The following is a 17,633-nucleotide window of genomic DNA, read 5'->3' as shown; positions in this document are numbered from 1 at the left end:
TCGTGCTCACGAACGCGATAGGGAAGGACTTTCCCATGGAGCTTGCTGAACGCATCACCGTCATCGGAAGTGGCTACGTCGGACTCACCACCGGAGCCTGCCTGGCCTCACTCGGACACACCGTCACGTGCATCGATCTCGACGAGCCCACCGTCGCAGCGCTGCGCGCGGGCCGCAGCCACCTTGCCGAACCCGGCATCGAATCGCTGCTGCGCGAAGGACTCGACGCCAACCGGCTCAAGTTCGACACAGCCCCCGACCAAGCGGTCATGGAGGCCAGCTTAATCATGCTGTGCCTCCCCACGCCGTCGGCGCTCGACGGATCGGTTGACCTCACTGCGATCCGCGACACGGTCATCCGTATCCGCGACCTACTGCCGGCTGGAGCCGTGGTGGTCACGAAATCCACCACTCCGGTCGGAACAACGGCCACGATCGGGTCCTGGCTGCGACGCGACGACATCGCGGTTGTGGCGAACCCAGAATTCCTCCGCGAAGGCCACGCCGTCTATGACTTCCTGCACCCCACCCGCATCGTCATCGGAACCGACGACGACGCGGCAGCCAAACGCGTCGCAGGGCTGTACGACGCTATCCGCACCGAAGTGACCATCACCGACCCGGCCACGGCAGAGTTAGTCAAGTACGCGGCGAACTGCTACCTGGCAACAAGATTGTCGTACAACAACTCCATCGCGGAACTGTGCGAAGCATTCGGTGCCGACCACAGCGACCTCGCCTACATCCTTGCCGCGGACCCTCGCATCGGCGGTGACTACCTCAAGCCCGGTCCAGGCTGGGGCGGCCCGTGTCTCCCGAAGGATGCTCGTGCACTTGCCTGGCAGGCCCAGGACGTCGGTGTGCCGTTTCCGATCCTGGACGCGACGATCAGCAGCAACCGGCACCATCTCGACCGAACGATCCACCGGCTACGTGAGGAACTTGGCTGCGAGCTTGCTGGAACACGTGTTGCACTCCTCGGCTTGACCTTCAAAGCCAACACCGACGACCTCCGCAACTCCCCGGCCATGCACGTCGCGCACGCACTCATCGAGCACGGAGCACACGTTACCGCGCACGACCCCGCGATCACGGACGCGATCCACAGGCTTCGTGTCGCCCCGACCGTCCATGCCGCCATAGCCAACGCGGACGCCCTCGTGCTCCTGACCGAGTGGCCCGAATACCGCGGGGTCAACTGGACGACCGTGGCGACGCTGATGACCGGCGAGCTGGTCTTTGACACCCGCAACGCGCTCGACCCCGCGGTTGTTGCCGACGCGGGGCTTCGTTACGTCGGCGTGGGACGCAGGCGAACACCGATGCCGACGTAAGGCAGTACTGCCGTCGTTCGGGCATCGCCAGGTAGCTGGACTCTCCAACGAATGCTGGAACCGACTCAGGACGCGATCCGTTGGACGTTCGACGTGGTCAAATCATCGTCGGCCGGGCTGCTTTCGTTGAGGAGAGTCAAGTGATGGGGATTACCGCGCTGTTGATGATCGACATGCAGAACTCGTACGTCGCGGACGACGGTGTCCGGGACGCGTTGGGCTGGCCGCCGATCTGGCGGTTAGAGGAAACGATCGCCGCCTGCACCGACCTGCTGGCGGCTGCCCGGGCCCAGGGGCTGCCGGTCATCTACTCCCGATCGACCGGCAGCGCGGCCGGGACGCTCGGCGAAAATCCCCGCATCGCGCGGTTGCTGGCTCACCGCGGGCACCTCATTCCTGAGGTGGGCAAGACCGAACGGGAGTGGAAGCGGCGAATCATGGACGCGGTCGCGCCTCGGTCCGGCGAGGTCGTGTTGGATAAGACGCGGGCCAGCTTCTTCGACTACACCGAACTCGATCCGCTGCTTCACAACCTCAACGTGCGGCGACTCGTCGTTGCCGGCTTGCAAACGAACGTGTGCGTCGAAGCGACCGCCCGAGCGGCTCTCGCCCGCAACTTCGAGGTCGCAGTGCCCAGCGACGCGGTGTCAACCGACGGCCCCGCATTGCACGAGGGCGCGCTCAACTCCCTGCGCGTCCTCTATACCGAGGTGGCCCCGTGGCGGGAGATTCTCGCGCTCGACGCGGTTTGGGAACGTGCGTTTGCCACGCCGAACTACGGTCGAGATCCTGCTTACTGGGATGAGACCGTCGTAAACACTCGTTCGTAATCGTGACACTGCAGTTGGTTGCAAGGTGCAGCTCGGTTCCCCAGCAGATGGCAGACGCGAAGGGGAACTGGGTGTTTTGAACACGGGAGCAACCGATTTCAGGTCAGGTCCGAGGTGGCAGTCAGGGTTATTGAATGACTCGTTGACCGCAACGGTCTTCCAGGCGCTGTGGAGCGATATCAGTCGCTGGCGTCTGTCGTCCCTGTTCTGGGACCGCAGCCTAAAGATGTCCGCCCGCCCAAGACTGGGGGTGTACAAAGTGGGGGAAGTTAGTTCCCTGTTGGTTCCAGGCTTCGGAAGTTCGATTGTTGTAAATGCGTCGCAGTCTGTTTCACCTCCCGTGTAGCGGCGCACGCGTTTGAGGATGCCGAGTTTGAGCGCGGCGTCGCGGGCTCGGCGAACGGTCTTGGGGTCGAGGCCTGCTCGCTCGGCCCAGTGGCGTACGGAGATCGAGCCGTTGGTTGTGAGTGCGGCGTGCGCGAATGCGTCGAGGGCAGCATGCAGGCTGCTGACTCGTACGCCGGCGATCGTGTCGTGGCGCCCTCCGGTGCCGGGTCTCTGTGCCAAATGCCGGTCTGCGGCGGCGTGAAGCGCCGCCTGCACTTGCCGGAGTCGATGAGGTGAGGGTTCCCGTACGCGGCCGGTTGCTTGGTGTGGTCCGAGGCGTTTGCGTCGTGGCCGTGTCTCCGTCGTTTCGCGGAGGGCGGGTAACCATCGGCCGCGGCGCCATGTGTCGCGCCCGACGCGGGCAGCTTGGGTGGGAGAAGCCTGGTGGAAGAGGTCCCATGCTTGCTGCTCGGTGAGGCCACGTTCGGCGGCGGCGATGGTGGTGGCGGGTGCCCAGAACCAACGTCGCCAGGCGTTCTGGCCGATCTCGCGAGCCTTGGTGCCGCTGAGGTTGGCGAAGGCCCAGGCGTGCGCGGTGCTCTGGCCTGCGCGGGCAAGGGCGAGGGCGTGGCCGTATTCGCTTTCGGATCTGCTGCGGCCGGAGCCGCGTCGCTGTCTTGGGGGTCGCGTGGCACGCGTTGATGTGGAGGTGACGGGTGGGTCTACGTCGGCTGTCTTGAGGGCGCAGCTCACGACGGGGCTGGGCAGCCCGTGGCGGTGCGGAGAGGAGGTAAGGCGGAGGGTGGAGCGGAGAGTAGTGGAGACGTGCTGCCGGCTGGCGACGGTGCGGACGACGAGCTGGAGCTCCTCGCGCAGGCACGGCGGTGTCTTGATGATGAGGTGGGCGTGGCCAGGGCGGCCGGAGTCGCGGCGCAGCCAAGGCAGCCCGTAGCGGTCGGCCCAGAGCAACAGCTGTTCGGCGACCACGTCACCGGCATCGGCATCGGCGTTGGTGTCGGCCGGGTCGATGTCGATGGCGAGCAGAGGTGGCCGGAGTGTGCCGACGATTGCGCGCGCCGCACTGTCGGTGTTGAGGATGTCCGTGGCGTCGTCGAGATGGTGGGTGATCGTGTGCGCGGCGTTGCCGGTGTCGATCACGATGAACGGGGGGCCGAAGAGCGCTTGGTCGAGGTGTGAGGGCAGGTAGGTGTCGGGCATGGGAAGTCCTCGGGAGCTCGGCGTGGCGGGGGCCAGACGTTGGTCAGCTCGGCATGTCGGCTGGTGGGCGCCAGGGCCAGCGCAGTGGCGGCGCGAGAGCACACAGGCCTGTCGCCACGGTGTCGATGCGGATGATGACGGCGGTCCAGGTCATGCCGATGCCGATGCCGAGCAGGGCGACGTAGTCGCCAGGAGCGACGGCGCCGCGGGCCAGGAGATGGGTGAGTCCGATGATCTGGTCGTTGGGGCCGATGTGGCCCCATTGGTCGCCGGCGTGGCAGAGGGTGCGGTCGGCGGTGATGCCGAGCGGTTGCAGGCAGTGGGTGTCGAGCAGGTGCCGGCCGTAGTGCGGCAGCAGGACCCAGCGCAGCTGGTCGAGGTCGAGCTCGGCGTCGCGGAGGGCTTCGTCGATGACGGCGCGGATGCCGTCGTGATTGCGGCGGGTGATGGAGTCGGTGCCGACGAGGTCGGTGTATTGGCGTTTGCGTTCGTGGATGCGTTCGATGCCGTGTTCGGTGGTGCCGGCGGGGGCGAAGTGGTGGTTGCCGCGGTGGAGTTGTTCGAGGGTGGGGTCTGTGTAGGAGCTGGTGGCGAGGATGGTGGCGTAGCCGGGGTGGCGGCCGAGGATGAGGGCGGAGCCGCCGTCGCCGTAGGCGATGCCGTGGTCGGCGGTGAGGTGGTCGAAGGCGGGTGGGCCGAAGGTTTCGCCGCCGGTGAGCAGGACGGTGTTGAGGTCGGGGCTGCCGGCCAGGACGCGGGCGGAGATGTCGATGCCGCCGACGAGGCTGTTGCTCATGGCGTTGAGCTCGCTGGCGATGCCGCGGCCGGCGGGCAGGCCGAGGCGGGAGCGGATGTAGGCGGCGCGGGACCAGAAGTCGATGCCGCGGCTGCCGCGCCAGATCGCGGTGTGGAAGTGCAGGTCGGGCACCGGGAGCGGGTCGGTGGTGGTGATGGCCATGCTGGCGAGGGCGTTGCGGCCGGCGCGGACGGCGAGATCCATGCCGGTGCTGTCGCGGGCGATCGATATGGCGCGCTGGCTGGTCGCGCCGTGCAGTGTCCGGCTGGGCTCGAGGTCGTCGACGGCGACGATCTCGCCGAGCGCGGCGCCTACGCCGCGCAGATGCAGGTGGCTCCAGTGCATCGTCAGCACCGCCTGACCTGATCTACGTGGGCCGGGATGGCGGCGTGGTCAGCGACGATGGCCTCGACCGAGCAGTGATAGGCCCGCAGGTGATGGGTCTTGATTCCGGCGCAGGCGGCGATTTCGTCGAACGTGAGCGGTCCGCCGGGTTGTGGGTTGGCGAGTAGATCGCGGGCGGTGTCGGTGATCCAGGTACGCATGACGTCTTTCTGATCGAGCCGGTCGGTGTGGCACGCCAGGTGACGGGGAGGCGCCGAACGGGTCTGATTGGCGGGTGGCGTGGTGCTGGGCGGAGGGTGGGAGCGGGCTCAGGTGCGGCGGGCACGGGCGCTGCGCCGGGTCAGCAGGGCCTTGTGGTGGGCGCGGCGCAGGTCGGGGATCTGGTCGCTTAAGGCTTGGTCGAGTTCGGGCATGCGGTGGACGTCGGTGTCGAAGCCGGGGTCGGTGCGGAAGACCAGGGCGAGGACCGAAGCGTTGTTGCTGAGGTTGACCACCGCGTACGGCAGGGTCGCGGGGATGTAGATGATGTCGCCGGCCTGTGGGTGGAAGGCCTGCATGGCGTTGCCGGAGAGGATGGCGACGTGGCCGCTGATGATCGCGATTGCGGTTTCGGTGGTGTCGTGGCGTTGTGGGGCGAGGGTGGTGGCGCCGGGCAGGTGCATCCGGCCGCCGGAGAGTGCGCGGGTGGGCACGATCCCGGTGCGGAGGATCGGGGTGAGCGTCTCGTCTTCGTCGGCAAGCTGGCCAGCCGCGGACGGTATCGGAAGGGTCGTGGTGTCCATCTCGGCAGTCCTCTCGGTGGGTTCAGCGGGCCGGGGTGTCGGTGGTGTGGTGGGCGAGTTCGCAGGCGAGTGCGGCGTTGGCGACTGCGTCGGGAACGAGTCGGCGGCCGTGGCCGCAGGCGGCGGCGACGGCGAGCACGGGCCGGTCCAGTTCGGTTTCGACCAGCCTGAGCGCGCTGCGGGAGCCCTTGGGGTGGGTTTCGTCGACGAGGCCGGCGATGACGTTGATGTCGCGGCGCAGGTGTCGCAGCGCCCGGTAGAACCGCGGATCTGTCGACGGGGCCTGGGTGCCGGTGCACATCGGGATGTGCGCGGCAGGCATCGGGAGCCGCAACCGGTGCAGCTGCTTGTGCAGCGCGTTGAGGAACTGCACGGCAGACACGAGGTCGGTCAGCGCGAACAGGGGCTGGTGGCCGAGGTCGCCGTGGCAGAGGTGGATCCGCCACGTTGCCTCGCGGGGGCCGTCGGCGAAGACCCGGGCGACCTGCTTGGCCAGCGCTCGCACCGCGGCGGGCCACAACGGCCGCGGAGTGCGATCGAGTGTCGCGAGGACGGCGGGGGTCTCGAGCTGGAAAACGACTTGGTTGCCGTGTTGGCGGTGGATCGTGTGGACGTCGTCGAGCACGGCCTGGCGGAACATCGGCAGGTGCGTGACCGCGGCAGCCGGGCTGCCGAAGGTGAACAGCGACAGGTCGTAGGGATTCGGGATCGACACCTGGTGAGGTGGGAAGTCGCGGTCGCCGTGCAGCTGGGCGCGGGCGGCCATGACGGCGTCGGTGTGTGTGGCGCGGCCGAGGGACAGATCGTCGGATTTCAGCCAGTGTCCGTGCTTGAGGCGGTAGGTCGGCATGTCGTCGTAGTTGGCGGAGTGGCCGGTGCGGACGGGTTCGAGCGCGTCGACGTTGGCGAGGCCGTCGAGCCAGTCGATGATCCACCGCGGGTCCGGGTCGCACGGCAGCCCGGTTAACGCCGTGTCGGCGCTGTGGTCGAGGAACCACTGCATCATCTGGCGGTGGTCGCCGGTCAAGACGGCGGGCAGCGAGCCGACGAAGTGCACGGCCCGGACGTCCTCGGAGGAGGCGGCATCGAGCCGGTCATTGCTTGGGTGGCCGAAAACGAGCGTGGACATGGGAATCTCCCCTGGTGGGCGAATGGGATCGGTTGAGTTGTGCGGGCGTGGGGAGGCCGCCCGGCGGGGACTTGGGAAGGGAGGGGGCACGGGACCGCGACGGAGGGATTGAGGTCTGCAGGCCCGCGCGGCCTGGTGGTGGTCAGCCGGTGACGGCGACGTGGCCGGGTTTTGGCTGCGGCTTGGGTGCGGTCCGATCACCCGGGTTGTCGCCCTGCTGGTGCCGTTGGCCCGGCACACCCGGCCGAGAGGTCCCGGGGGCGCCGGGCTTGTGCGTCGGCGCGGGGCGCGTGCCGGTGGGCGGGTTGCCCGTCGGCGGCGGCAGGGTTCCGGCGCCGCAGCTGACCGTCGCCACCGTCACCGTGATCGCCGTGCCTGCGGTCGGCTTGGTCGGTGCCCCGGATTCGTTCGTGCGGGTGGGTGCGGTGCTGGTGGTGACGGTGATGACCCCGGCGGTGCCGTGTCCGCCGGGTGAGATCTTCAGGTTGCCGCTGCCGCTCTTGGGTGCGCTGGTGGTGATGGCGCCGTTGCGGCAGGTCGCGGTGAACGGACCGACGGTGGTTCCGCCGACCCGCACCGACGTGACGCTGGCTTCGGCGAATCCGGCGCCGGCCTGCAGGCTGATGCCGCTGGCCACGACCGCGCCACTCGGCGTGGACACCGACCCGCCGGCGGACTTGATCGCGCCGCTGCTGGACACGCTTGGACGGGCCGAGAGGTGCTCGCCGCCGGAGACGGAGATCCCCGTCGCTGTCGACGTCGTCGCGGCCGCCGCGAGGGCGGGCGGCGCGGCAGTCGCTGGGGTGCAGCTGGACGCGAATGTGCTGAGGGTGCCGATGAGGAGCGCGCCGGCTCCGGCGGCCGCGAGGGCGTTGCGAGTGGTGTTCATGGCTGGTCTCTCCAGAAGTGGTGTCGGTGCGGTCGGGTTAGCGGATGAGGACCGGGGTGCCGATGGGCACCGGGTCGAGGGGATTGGTGAGGGTTGCGAGTGCGTCGGCGGGGATGCGGATGCATCCGTCGCTGGAGGGGCGGCCGAAGACGTCGGTGGTGGGCCAGCCGTGGATGCCGGTGGTGCCGGGGCCGCCGCCGTAGGTGGAGAAGGTTGCCGAGTGGATCCCGAGCGGGAAGATCACCGGGCTGAATTTCTGTTTCGCGTCGGTCATCGAGGCGAGGACGAACGTCCGCCCGGCCGGGGTCGGCGCAGCCGGCGTGCCGACGCCGACGCTCCAGCTGCCGATCTCGTGGTGATCGCGGTAGAGCGTGAGTCGGAACGCGGCCCGGTCGATGACGATCCGGTCGGTCGTCGACCGGATCGTGAGCGTGTTGTCCTGGGTGGACAGCCAGGCGGTGGAGCCGTTGGGTCGGGACGGCAGCAGCACCTGCACCCAGCCCGGTTCGTTGGCGATCACCGGCACCCACGTGTCGGACCCGAGTTGTGTGGTCGGCAGGACGGCGATGGCCGCCCCGCCGGGCCGGTCGAACACCGGCACCGGCTCGGTCGGGTGCACGAGCTGCCCGTCCGGGACCTCCTCAGCTGTCACGTCCTGCGGAGCGGCCGGCACGGTGCTGAAGGTGCTGGCTTCCGGCAGCTCGGCAAGGTTCGGGACGGTGCGGGCCGCCACAACTGGGGCACGCAGCTCGACTCCCAGCTCCGCCTGATCGGCAACGTGTGCGGCGTCGGGCGCGGGCCGCGATGGAGCGAGCAGCACACCCACGGTGCCGACCAGCGCGATCCCGGCCAGCCAAAGGGCGAGCACCCGCCACCTGTTCGGTGCCGGTTGCGGCATCTCGGACATGGAGCAGTCCTTCCTTGAAGGTCGATGAAGGACGCGGCAGGCCCGCCCGCACTTGAACGGGCCTGCCGCGAGAGGTGTGGTTACTGGGAAAGCGCGCCGATGAACCCGCTGCTGGGCGTGCCGAGACCGGTGACGTTGTCCCAGCCGGGACCGCTCTGCAGGTTCTGCGGGCGGGCGTCGAAGTCGATCAGGTAGCTGCCCTGCCCGCCGGGGACGGCGACGCCGCCGAAGGCGTGCATCATCGGCGTCCACACCCCGGCCTTCTGCGGCACGACGTCCGCGATCGCGCTGGAGCCCTTCGAGCTGTAGAGGACCGGAGTCAGCAGCCCGGCCCGGGAGTTGCCGGCGCGGGCCTGCTGAGCGTCGACGACGAGCCCGGCGATCAGCGGCGCGGCGAGCGAGGTGCCGCCGTAGGAGCCGATCCCGAACTGGCCCTTGATGGTCTGCCCGACCAGCATCCCGGTGTAGGAGTCGGCCAGCGCCGCGATGTCCGGCACTGCCCGCTTGCCACCGCTGCCGGGGATGACGCCGGCCTGCCAGTCCGGCGCGTCGTAGAGCGCGGAGGTGCCGCCGCCGGCGCCGGAGGCGAACGGCCCGTCCGCGTCCCGCTGTGGCGACCAGGCGGTGCCGGATTGGGTGTTGCCACTGTTCTCCCACCCGGTCAGCACCTTGGGCTGGTTGTTCTGGTCCAGGCCGACGCTGGTGCCGCCGACCGCCACGACCCAAGGGCTTGACGACGGGAAGCTGGCGGTCGGGTGGCCGACGGGGCCGGAGTTGTTGCCGGCGTCGCCGGTGGACACGGTGATGGTCTGGCCCTGGATCGCTGCCTGCAGCGCCATCGAGTTGAACTGATCCCGTGCCGCCTGCGGCAAGCTGTTCTCGCCGTCGGCATTGCCGTAGCTGTTGCTGATCACGTCCACGGCATTGTCGGTGACGGCCTGGTTGAACGCGTCGTAGATCCCGGTGCCCTTGCAGGTCTTCCCGGCGTAGTAGCGGATCTTCGCGGCCGGGGCGATCGTGTGCGAGGCCTGCACGTCCAGGGTCTGCTCGGCGTTCCACCCTTCGGCGCCGCACTCGGTCGCGTCGGTGAACCCGCCTTGGGGCAGGACCGCGCTGTACTGGCCGTCGGTCAGCGGCGGGACGCCGAGCTGGGCGGCGGCCTGGTTGGTGTCGGCCACGACGGTGTCGGAGTTGTAGGCGCCGACGACACCGATGGTCGTGCCCGCGCCGGTGTTCCCGTTGCTCAGCTTGTACATCGCGCGGATCTGGGTGCCGGTGTAGCCGCAGAGGGCGTTGGACTGGGAACCGGCCGGGTACTTCTGCGGGACGTCGGTGTTGTTCTGCTCGCCCCACCAGCGCGCGCAATGCTGTTCGGCGATCGTCGCGGCTGGTCGGGTGTGCTGGGGTTTGAGGAGAGCGGCGCTGTCGTCCAGGCCGAGCACAGCGGTGATCGACGCGCGCAGCGAGGCCGGCACGGTGACCGGCGATGCCGGGGCCGTGAGCGTGCGGGTGGCGCCGTCGATCCGGGTCCGGAATGCGGCGATCCTCGTACCGAACGCCGACTCCAACGCTGCGGTCGGGCTCTCGGCGTCGACGAAGTGGCGGTTGGCGCTGACTCCGGTCACGTGCAGGCCTTGCGCGGCCATCCAGTGCGACACCTGGTCGACGGTGTCCTGTGTGGCGGCGAATCGGTCAAGGAACTGGTGCGAGGAGAGGAACTTTCCGTGCTCGGTGCTGCCCGGCGTCGCCAGCTGGGCGGCGAGGCGTTCGGCGCCGGCCTGGTCGCGCAGCGCCAGCGCGACCTGGATGTGCCGGACGGTGTTTCCATCAGTCCGGGCGACTTCGGTGCGTGGCGTGGCCCAGGCTGGGATGTTCCCGGCGATGGGCGCGCGGTTGCTGGTGTCGCCGGCGGGGGTGCTGGGTGCCGCGACGGCGGTGGCCACGGTGGAGGCGAGTAGGGCCGCGGTCGCAGCGAGGGCATGCCAAAGACGGCTGTGCATCGAGGTTTCTCCTTGTATCAAAAGGGAAAGCCGTTCAGCGCGGTGTCGTTTGATCGACGTGCGTGCTGAAGGGCGTGCCTCGTGCCGCAGCCAGGGTTACGCGAAGGGGGCTGAGCGGAGACGTCAAGGGACCACAAGACCGGCCGTGCGAAGCCGGTAGTGAAGTTCACTGTTCGAGAAGTCCGAAACACTATCGGACGCGTAAGGTGCGCTACTGTTGAGCTTGCGCTGCCGGAGGTCCGCGAGCGACCTGCGCCCGGCATGACGTGGAGGATGGAAACACGAGAATGCCCCTATTGTCGGGCGGACCGTGCCGGATTCCACGCCTCCCCAGGGTGGAGCACGGGTCTGCCTTGCTGAGGAGAACAGTAACCGGCCGCGCAAGAAAGTGCAAACAGTTGTGGTGGTCTTATCGGGAAACCTTTTCGGATATGTCGTTTGCGCTGCGAGATGTTGCGCGAAGTAGTCGCGTAGGTTCGTAGCGTTAAGGACGCCGTGGCGCATGCTTGCTGCCGGCAGCCCTACTGCCAGTCTTGGTGTGTTCTGGTTTCTGTCGGATGAGTGAAACGGTCGTTCACGGTCTGGCCTTCCTTCTGTGTGGGCAGTGTGTTGACGATTAACCCGATCGGGTGCTTGGTTGTGGAGTAGTCGATCTTCGCAGGCCACAGGTGGTACGACATCTGTCACGGAGGGTGTCACGAGCCGGGTGAGCGCCGTCCGCCGATCGGGCGGGCGGGGAACGCTGGCGTGAGGAGGGGACAGTGCAGGGCATCGAGAGCCGGGAAAAACCCGTGGTCGGCGCAGGCTGGCGTCACCGGATCCATTGCGGTGGATAAGCGCATTCGCAGACCGGCCGGACAACCGCCCGCTGGTGTTCAACTGACGACATTCTTCGGACGATCCCGTGAGCTGGCCGAGGTGTGCGAGCGGCTGAACGCCGGCGATCGCGCGGTGACACTGACCGGATCACCCGGCGTCGGGAAGACGCGATTCGCGGGCGAACTGCTCGTGCATATGAATGAGCACTACGACGCATCGGTGTTCATTCGTCTCGCCGAACTCGGCGCGCATGTCGACATGCTGGACACCGAGCAGCGAATCTGCAACTTGCTCATTGCAGCCTTGCGTATCTCGCATCATCAGCCGAACGTCGACCCCGCGGACGTTCTGATCGAGCACGTCCGTAACCGGCGCGTGCTGATCGTGCTGGACAACTGCGAGCAAGTGCTGGACGCGGCTGCCGAGGTGGTCAACCGGATCATCACCGAGACCGTCATGGTGCAGGTGATCGCCACCAGCCGCGCCTACCTGGATGTCCAGGGAGAGCACCGGGTGCACCTGGGGCCCTTGGCGACCCCCGCCGAGGGCGCCGATCGCGCGGCGGCCGAGCACAGTGACGCGGTAGAGCTGCTCGCCGACCGCGCCGCCGCAGCCGGACGGCCACTGGCCGAACGGGACGACTGGCAGGCCATCGTCGACCTGGTCCGCTGGTCGTCAGGTATTCCGCTGGTCTTGGAACTCATCGCGGCCCAGTTCGGCCGGGGGCGAGCGCCAGCAGTGGTCCTCGATCGCCTGCAAGGCGGCGCGTCGCTGAAGTACGGTCCCGGCGCGCGCGGGGTGCCATCGCATCACCTCGCGCTCGACATCGCGATCACCGAGTCGTGGGACTTGTGTTCGCCGCAGCAGCAACGGGTCTGGGCGCGGCTGACCGTTTTCACCGGTGGGTTCACTCTCGACGCCTCCGAACAGGTCTGCGCCGATGAGTTGATCGACCAGGGCGAAATCCTGGAGACCCTGGATCATCTGGTGCGGCACTCGATCATCGAAGGTGCCTCCGCCGATGGGCGCTACCGCCAGCACACGTTTCTGCGTGAGTACGGCCGGCGCAGGTTGCGCATTCTCGGCGAACTGGACGAGATCAGCGAACGACTCTGCCGCTGGATTGCCGGGCTGGTCCGGCAGGCGGCCGAGCGGTGGTTCGGGCCGGAGGAGGTCCGGTGGCTGGACCTGGTCAACGCCGAATCCCGCAACATCGCCGCAGCTGTGGCATGGTGCTCCGACAACGGCCTGATCGAGCGGGCCTTGGCGATCATGGTGGATGTCCTGCTGACGCGGGCGCCGTTCTTCTTCGCCACCGAGATCCAGGTCTGCCGCCAGGTCGAGGAGCTGCTGGGCGAAGGCCCTGTGGTGGCCTCAGATGTGCGGATCTCGGCGCTGGCGATGGTCGGCTGGGTGTGGATCGCCCTCGGCGAACAAGCTCGCGGGAAGACACTCCTGGACGAATGCGTGCGCCTGGCGCGCGACGCGGGCAAGGACGACGCCCCTGCAGTCCAGTTCGTCGAGGGCGCCTACGAAGCACTGGCCCTCGGGCAGCGCAGCGGTTTCGTGAAGCTGGCGGCCGCCAGCGCCGGTTTCCGCGCTGCGGGTGCCGACGGGGCGGCCTACATGGCGGACCTGATCTACGCCATCACAGCCGGCTTGCTCGGCCCGGCCGACGAGGCGGACCGGATGTCGCAATGCTGCCTATCCGAAGCCCGCCGCCGCGGCGCCGAATGGGCCGTGACATGGGCGGAGTGGACGCGCGGCCTGCCCGCGTGTTCCGAGCCCGTGACCGATAATCCCGAGCCGTTGCGGCGGCAGATCGCCCTCGGCGATCTGTGGGGGCCTGGCTGGTGGGTCGAGAGGAAAGCCTGGGAGTTGGCCAAGGACGGGGACTACGTCGGCGCAGCGCGGCGGATCGGCGGCTCGGACAGCCTGCAGGCCCGCCACGGCGTCCACTACAACGGCCTGACCAGCTTCAAGTCCCACCGCGGTCGGGCGAAGGCCGAGATCGCTTTGGTGCTCGGCCCGGTGGAGACGACGGCGGCCTACCTCGAGGGCAGCCTGCTGGACGACGAGCAGATCGTGGCACTCGCGTTCGACGAAGTCGACTCCCCACCGGAGCCGACGTTGACCGAGCGGCAGTGGACGATCACCCGGCTGGTCGCCAGGGGGTTGAAGAATCCGCAGATCGCGACGATCGTGCGGTTCTCCGTACGCACGGTCGAGACCGAGCTGACCACGATTTATGGCCTGGTGGGCGTGGCGGGACGTCGGGAGCTCGCCGAGTGGTACCGGGCCCGGTCGGCGCCTACTGCTGCTCCCACCGCACCGGCAGGCCCGCGACGCCGCGGATGACCCCGAAGGTTCGCCGCACCGTGGCGCCGGATTGAAGCCGCAGACCTGGCAGGGCGCGCAGCAGTTCGGTGAGCATGACGCGCAGTTCGACGCGGGCGAGGTGCCGGCCTAGGCAGCGGTGCTCGCCGGCGCCCCACCCGAGGTGCTGTGGCCCGCTGTGGTCACGGTCGAGGCGGAAGTGGTCGCCGTCGTCGAAGACCCGTTCGTCGCGGTTGGCGCTGCCCCACGCCAGCAGCAGCCGGTCTCCCGGGAACAGTGGCATGCCGCCGAGGTGAGTCTCGGTGGTGACGGTGCGTCCGGTGGCGGCGACGGCCGGGTCGTAGCGGACCAGCTCCTCGACGAACGCCTCCAGCGTCGCCGGGGCGGAGGTGATGTGCTCCCGCAGTGACGTGTCTTCCAGCAGGCGCAGGAGCGCGGTGGCGCAGGCGTCGGCGGTGGTCAAGTGTCCGGCCGCGACCATCAGCATGGTCATCTTGACCAGCTCGTCATCTTCGGCGGTCCGGCCGTCCACCTGCGCGTTCACCATGACCGAGAGCAGGTCGCCGGTCGGGTGGGTGCGTCGCTGGTGGATCTGCCCGCGAAGGAAGTCCGCGTAAATCCGGCCTGCCTGCTGGGCCTCGGTGAGCGTCTCGGCGTTGTAGAGGGCACGGACGTGCTCGGACAGCCACGCGCGTTCGAGCTCGGCCAGCCCGAGCACTCGCCCGATCACCAGCGGCGGCACCTGGCGGACGTAGGCTCCGACAAGATCCGCAGCGCCGTGCGGGATCAGCTCCTGCAGTACTTCCCGGCACACTGCCCGCACGTACTGCGCTTGCGTGGCCGCGGCGGCCGGTGTGAAGAATGTCTGGAGGAGTCGCCGCCACTGGTGGTGATGGTCGTCGTCGGTCTCGAACATCGGCGCGACGGCTTCGCGCATCCCGGTGACGACCGCGGCCGCGCCCAGCCCGTCGACGCAGGCACTGAACCGATCCGAGGCACGTGCGGCCTCCCGGATCTCGGCGTACCCGGTGACCAGCACGAACCCGTCCAGCTCCCCGCTGCGCGCCACCGGGCACCCGCGCCGGATCGCCCCCAGCGTGTCGTAGGCGGTCTCGGCGACGGCCGGATCGAGGTGACTGAACGACCACGCCACATCCGCCGGATCGGTCCCCGACACCTGCGCTGCAGCGCCCCCCGCTTCCAGAACCATACCCACCTGGTTACTGGCCGTGAATGACGCAGGTCAAGGGGGTTCTGTGGGGCATGTGGAAGAGAATGTGGACCCCGCAGCGCCGGCATGTGGCCCGAATGTGGCACGAAGCGGCGTTAGTTGCGGAGCGTGTCCGTCACTATGGCTCCAACGCCCTGAACAGCCGCGATGAAGATCATCGACGGTGGTGGGCGAGCAATGGGTGCCGGCGGGGGCCGGCTGGAAACGTCGAAGGCACACAGGGGTGAAAGTGAGCACGACCGAGCACGGGGATCAGGAGTTCTTCCGGCGCTGCGAAACCATCATCAGCGCTCTGCCGATCTGTCATCCGTTCGAATTGCGGGCCTTCCTGGACGCGCTGGGACAGCAACAGGGCATGTCCGTGATCCTGGGCCGAATGCCGCTGAGACGAGGCGGGGTCAGTGGTCTGCTGGCGCGTACGCGTGAGGAGTGCTGGCTGACGGTCGTGGCGAAAGCAGTACCGGCGCACGCCGCGCACATCGCCTTCCACGAGATCGGGCACTGGATCCTCGGCCATCCCGGTAACTACGCGTGCGGCCGCCGCACACGCCCGGACGACCGGTGGGAGGTCGAAGCCGAGCAGTTCGCGTGCCTGCTGCGGGAACGCGTGAAGGCCGGGGCGGCGCGACATCGCGATCGGCTGCCGGGCCGGACGGCTCTGCGGGCGGCGTTCGGTTCGCGTCGGCACCTGTGCGCCGATGCCTGACGCGGTCTCACTCCTCTGGCTCGGCGCCGCGGCCGCGGGCGTAGTCGAGGCGGCCCGCAAAGCGGTGGTCAACCGGGGTAGCGGCTACGCGCTCAGCCGGCACTTCCTGACCGCCGGCATCGCCTGTATGGCGTTGTCCCTGGCCGCCGGAGCGCCGGTGACTTTGGACTGGATCGACCGCCTGACGGGCCTGCACAACGCCGCGGTCGTGGCACAGAACGTGCTGGCGATGCTGGCGATGGTCTTCACCGCCGGGTTCCTGCACACCCTGGGACAACTACGCCTGCCCATGCCGGCGGTGATTACGATCTTCGTGGTCTGCGCGGCAGCGATGGTCACCCTGTACACAGTGGCTGGGGCGCACACGTCCTTTTTCGCCTCGCCCCGGAACCCGACCTGGCCATCGCAGCTCTACTCCGCCATCTACCTGGGCTACCTGGTCGGCTGGCTCGCACTGCTCCTGCTGGGCCTGACCGTGGTGGCCCGCGGCGAGGTAGCCGGGGTGCGCGGCGGCGTCGCCCTAGCCCAGCTGGGCGTCGCGGTATCGCTCGTCGGGTTGTCCTGGAGGCTCGGTGTCGTGCTGCGGCTGCTGGTCGACCCGCACCATCCGCCCCGCGGGGCTCATTTCGGAGTGTTCACCGACGGAGCCGGCTTGGTGCTGTTCGTCGCCGGGTCGCTGTTCGCCGCGGCGACCCGACGGCTATTCGACTGGCTCGACCGGCGCCGCACTCAGCGCCGGGACGCCGCGATCGAGCGCCTGTGGAAACGCCTGCGGGTCCTGCTCGCCCACCGCCGGCCGCCCCCGCTGACCCTGACCCAGAAGCTGGTCGAGATCGAAGACGCGCTGCTGATCGTCGAGCAACTCATCGACGATCGAATCCGTCGCGCGATCCGCGACGACCTGCACACGCTTGCCCTCTACGTCTATGTCCCACCAGGGACGGCGACAGCCGTCGACATCGAGATCGCGATCGCCGCCGTCGTCGCGCATCTGTCACATCTGTCCGCGGAGCATCTGCCCGGCGAGGACGACGACGCCGAGTCCCGGGCATGGTGGCCGGAGACCGAACGCTTGCATGTCGACGACGTCGCCAGGACCCGGTGGCTGGCCGAGGTCGGCGACGCACTGACCCACCGCCGAGTGCAGCGTATAGCCGCGGGAATCACCGTGACACACCGCAGGCTCCGGAAAGCAGGACTGCCGAGCCGGTAGATCGGCGAGGTCAAGAAGCGGGATTGTCGCGTGCGCCCCGGCGCAATCGCGCGATTTCTTCCACCACCCGCAGCAGCTGCTTGCGGTCGGCGTCGGAGGCATCGCCGATCGAGCTGGTGATGTCGCGTGCGTTGAATCCGACCAGGCCGAGCTCGGTCATCAGCTCATGGGTCTTGCGTGCTACTTCGTCATCGGGCGGGGCAAAGTCGGTGGCCGGGACGGTGGGGTCGAGCAAGTCCGGGTGGATGCGCCAAAACTCGGCCAACGCTCGGGTGATCGCGGGGCGGCTGTTCTGCCGGATTCCGGCCTTGAAGTTGCGTAGAGCCTGCTCGGCCAGCGGCAGCCCCGTCCGGTCCCGCGCCCACTGGGCCACCAACGGCGGCCGCGCGGTGAAGGTCAGGAATGTTGGGTCACCCTCGGCGGTGAGCCGATCGATCACGTCGGGATCGACGACCGGGTCCCCACGCAGGAGGTAGTAGGTCGAAGCGTGGTCGAACAGGTACGTCAACCGTTCGGCGAAGGTGTCCAGGTTCAACAACGCGACGGTGAGTTTCTCCTGGTCGGCTGCCCGGCGGCGCGGGATCGGCGAGTGCAGCTCGGCCGACGGTGGCACGGCTGGGGCGTTGTCCTCAGGCCCTGAATCGTCGTCGGATGCTCGTGCCATGTCCGCCCCCGTAACGTGTCGGCATCAGTAAATGCGGAGCGTCGAGCCCGCATTGGCAGACATTTGACATACCGCACGTTGTGTCTACCATCGAAGTAAGCACCAC

Annotated in this window: 15 protein-coding genes; 6 read left to right on the top strand and 9 right to left on the bottom strand. The window is 68.4% G+C overall.

Features of this window, described 5'->3' with window-relative positions:
• Positions 1 to 35 precede the first annotated feature (35 nt).
• From AB0J55_RS28480 to AB0J55_RS28470, 3 genes are all read left to right on the top strand, one after another.
• The gene (locus tag AB0J55_RS28480; RefSeq protein WP_364254899.1) at positions 36 to 1,334 is read left to right on the top strand and encodes a UDP-glucose/GDP-mannose dehydrogenase family protein; all 1,299 of its coding nucleotides are present in this window, start codon (positions 36 to 38) and stop codon (positions 1,332 to 1,334) included.
• 143 nt (positions 1,335 to 1,477) lie between these two features.
• Positions 1,478 to 2,164 carry an isochorismatase family cysteine hydrolase gene (locus AB0J55_RS28475; protein WP_364255558.1) on the top strand — a complete coding sequence of 229 codons (687 nt, stop codon included), beginning with the start codon at positions 1,478 to 1,480 and terminating at the stop codon, positions 2,162 to 2,164.
• 1,152 nt (positions 2,165 to 3,316) lie between these two features.
• Entirely contained in the window at positions 3,317 to 3,688 is a 372-nt protein-coding gene (locus tag AB0J55_RS28470; RefSeq protein ID WP_364254896.1) for a hypothetical protein, read from the top strand.
• A gap of 64 nt (positions 3,689 to 3,752) precedes the next feature.
• Here AB0J55_RS28470 and AB0J55_RS28465 read toward each other — a convergent pair whose 3' ends face one another.
• The 7 genes from AB0J55_RS28465 to AB0J55_RS28435 form a co-directional block, all read right to left on the bottom strand.
• The gene (locus tag AB0J55_RS28465) at positions 3,753 to 4,850 is read right to left on the bottom strand and encodes a 3-oxoacyl-[acyl-carrier-protein] synthase III C-terminal domain-containing protein (RefSeq protein ID WP_364255555.1); all 1,098 of its coding nucleotides are present in this window, start codon (positions 4,848 to 4,850) and stop codon (positions 3,753 to 3,755) included.
• A 2-nt stretch (positions 4,851 to 4,852) separates the two neighbouring features.
• A complete protein-coding gene (locus AB0J55_RS28460; protein ID WP_364254893.1) occupies positions 4,853 to 5,050 on the bottom strand; it encodes a hypothetical protein in 198 nt (65 codons plus the stop codon).
• A gap of 108 nt (positions 5,051 to 5,158) precedes the next feature.
• Positions 5,159 to 5,632: a hypothetical protein gene (locus tag AB0J55_RS28455; protein WP_364254890.1), complete on the bottom strand. Its 474-nt coding sequence runs from the start codon at positions 5,630 to 5,632 to the stop codon at positions 5,159 to 5,161.
• 22 nt (positions 5,633 to 5,654) lie between these two features.
• Positions 5,655 to 6,761 carry a hypothetical protein gene (locus AB0J55_RS28450; protein WP_364254887.1) on the bottom strand — a complete coding sequence of 369 codons (1,107 nt, stop codon included), beginning with the start codon at positions 6,759 to 6,761 and terminating at the stop codon, positions 5,655 to 5,657.
• Between the two features lie 142 nt (positions 6,762 to 6,903).
• On the bottom strand, positions 6,904 to 7,650 hold the full coding sequence (locus AB0J55_RS28445) for a hypothetical protein (protein WP_364254884.1): 747 nt from the start codon (positions 7,648 to 7,650) through the stop codon (positions 6,904 to 6,906).
• Positions 7,651 to 7,687: 37 nt separating this feature from the next.
• Positions 7,688 to 8,557 (bottom strand): L,D-transpeptidase, encoded by an 870-nt coding sequence (locus tag AB0J55_RS28440; RefSeq protein WP_364254881.1) that lies wholly within the window; start codon positions 8,555 to 8,557, stop codon positions 7,688 to 7,690.
• Between the two features lie 80 nt (positions 8,558 to 8,637).
• Positions 8,638 to 10,557: a S53 family peptidase gene (locus tag AB0J55_RS28435; protein ID WP_364254878.1), complete on the bottom strand. Its 1,920-nt coding sequence runs from the start codon at positions 10,555 to 10,557 to the stop codon at positions 8,638 to 8,640.
• An 828-nt stretch (positions 10,558 to 11,385) separates the two neighbouring features.
• On the opposite strand from AB0J55_RS28435, the gene AB0J55_RS28430 reads away from it, so the two are divergent.
• On the top strand, positions 11,386 to 13,734 hold the full coding sequence (locus tag AB0J55_RS28430; RefSeq protein ID WP_364254875.1) for a LuxR C-terminal-related transcriptional regulator: 2,349 nt from the start codon (positions 11,386 to 11,388) through the stop codon (positions 13,732 to 13,734).
• On the opposite strand, the gene AB0J55_RS28425 is transcribed toward AB0J55_RS28430, so the two are convergent.
• Positions 13,688 to 14,923: a cytochrome P450 gene (locus AB0J55_RS28425; RefSeq protein ID WP_364254872.1), complete on the bottom strand. Its 1,236-nt coding sequence runs from the start codon at positions 14,921 to 14,923 to the stop codon at positions 13,688 to 13,690. The two genes, AB0J55_RS28430 and AB0J55_RS28425, sit on opposite strands and share 47 nt — an antisense overlap.
• 250 nt (positions 14,924 to 15,173) lie before the next feature.
• On the opposite strand from AB0J55_RS28425, the gene AB0J55_RS28420 reads away from it, so the two are divergent.
• Entirely contained in the window at positions 15,174 to 15,650 is a 477-nt protein-coding gene (locus AB0J55_RS28420; protein ID WP_364254869.1) for a hypothetical protein, read from the top strand.
• Positions 15,643 to 16,863: a hypothetical protein gene (locus tag AB0J55_RS28415; protein ID WP_364254866.1), complete on the top strand. Its 1,221-nt coding sequence runs from the start codon at positions 15,643 to 15,645 to the stop codon at positions 16,861 to 16,863. Before AB0J55_RS28420 ends, AB0J55_RS28415 begins: the two co-directional genes overlap by 8 nt.
• 10 nt (positions 16,864 to 16,873) lie before the next feature.
• Here AB0J55_RS28415 and AB0J55_RS28410 read toward each other — a convergent pair whose 3' ends face one another.
• Positions 16,874 to 17,527 carry a hypothetical protein gene (locus tag AB0J55_RS28410; RefSeq protein ID WP_364254862.1) on the bottom strand — a complete coding sequence of 218 codons (654 nt, stop codon included), beginning with the start codon at positions 17,525 to 17,527 and terminating at the stop codon, positions 16,874 to 16,876.
• Between the last annotated feature and the right edge of the window lie 106 nt (positions 17,528 to 17,633).

The sequence above is a fragment of the Amycolatopsis sp. NPDC049688 genome (assembly GCF_040674975.1).
GTDB lineage: Bacteria > Actinomycetota > Actinomycetes > Mycobacteriales > Pseudonocardiaceae > Amycolatopsis.
Note: the sequence above shows the minus strand (reverse complement) of the source record. Positions and strands in the feature narration are given on the sequence as shown.

Excerpts from the sequence above, each read along its gene's own strand:
- AB0J55_RS28465 (WP_364255555.1), bottom strand. The coding sequence starts at position 4,850 with ATGCACTGGAGCCACCTGCATCTGCGCGGCGTAGGCGCCGCGCTCGGC.
- AB0J55_RS28435 (WP_364254878.1), bottom strand. The coding sequence starts at position 10,557 with ATGCACAGCCGTCTTTGGCATGCCCTCGCTGCGACCGCGGCCCTACTC.
- AB0J55_RS28410 (WP_364254862.1), bottom strand. The coding sequence starts at position 17,527 with ATGGCACGAGCATCCGACGACGATTCAGGGCCTGAGGACAACGCCCCA.
- AB0J55_RS28415 (WP_364254866.1), top strand. The coding sequence starts at position 15,643 with ATGCCTGACGCGGTCTCACTCCTCTGGCTCGGCGCCGCGGCCGCGGGC.
- AB0J55_RS28440 (WP_364254881.1), bottom strand. The coding sequence starts at position 8,557 with ATGTCCGAGATGCCGCAACCGGCACCGAACAGGTGGCGGGTGCTCGCC.
- AB0J55_RS28455 (WP_364254890.1), bottom strand. The coding sequence starts at position 5,632 with ATGGACACCACGACCCTTCCGATACCGTCCGCGGCTGGCCAGCTTGCC.
- AB0J55_RS28475 (WP_364255558.1), top strand. The coding sequence starts at position 1,478 with ATGGGGATTACCGCGCTGTTGATGATCGACATGCAGAACTCGTACGTC.
- AB0J55_RS28480 (WP_364254899.1), top strand. The coding sequence starts at position 36 with ATGGAGCTTGCTGAACGCATCACCGTCATCGGAAGTGGCTACGTCGGA.
- AB0J55_RS28425 (WP_364254872.1), bottom strand. The coding sequence starts at position 14,923 with ATGGTTCTGGAAGCGGGGGGCGCTGCAGCGCAGGTGTCGGGGACCGAT.
- AB0J55_RS28445 (WP_364254884.1), bottom strand. The coding sequence starts at position 7,650 with ATGAACACCACTCGCAACGCCCTCGCGGCCGCCGGAGCCGGCGCGCTC.
- AB0J55_RS28460 (WP_364254893.1), bottom strand. The coding sequence starts at position 5,050 with ATGCGTACCTGGATCACCGACACCGCCCGCGATCTACTCGCCAACCCA.
- AB0J55_RS28450 (WP_364254887.1), bottom strand. The coding sequence starts at position 6,761 with ATGTCCACGCTCGTTTTCGGCCACCCAAGCAATGACCGGCTCGATGCC.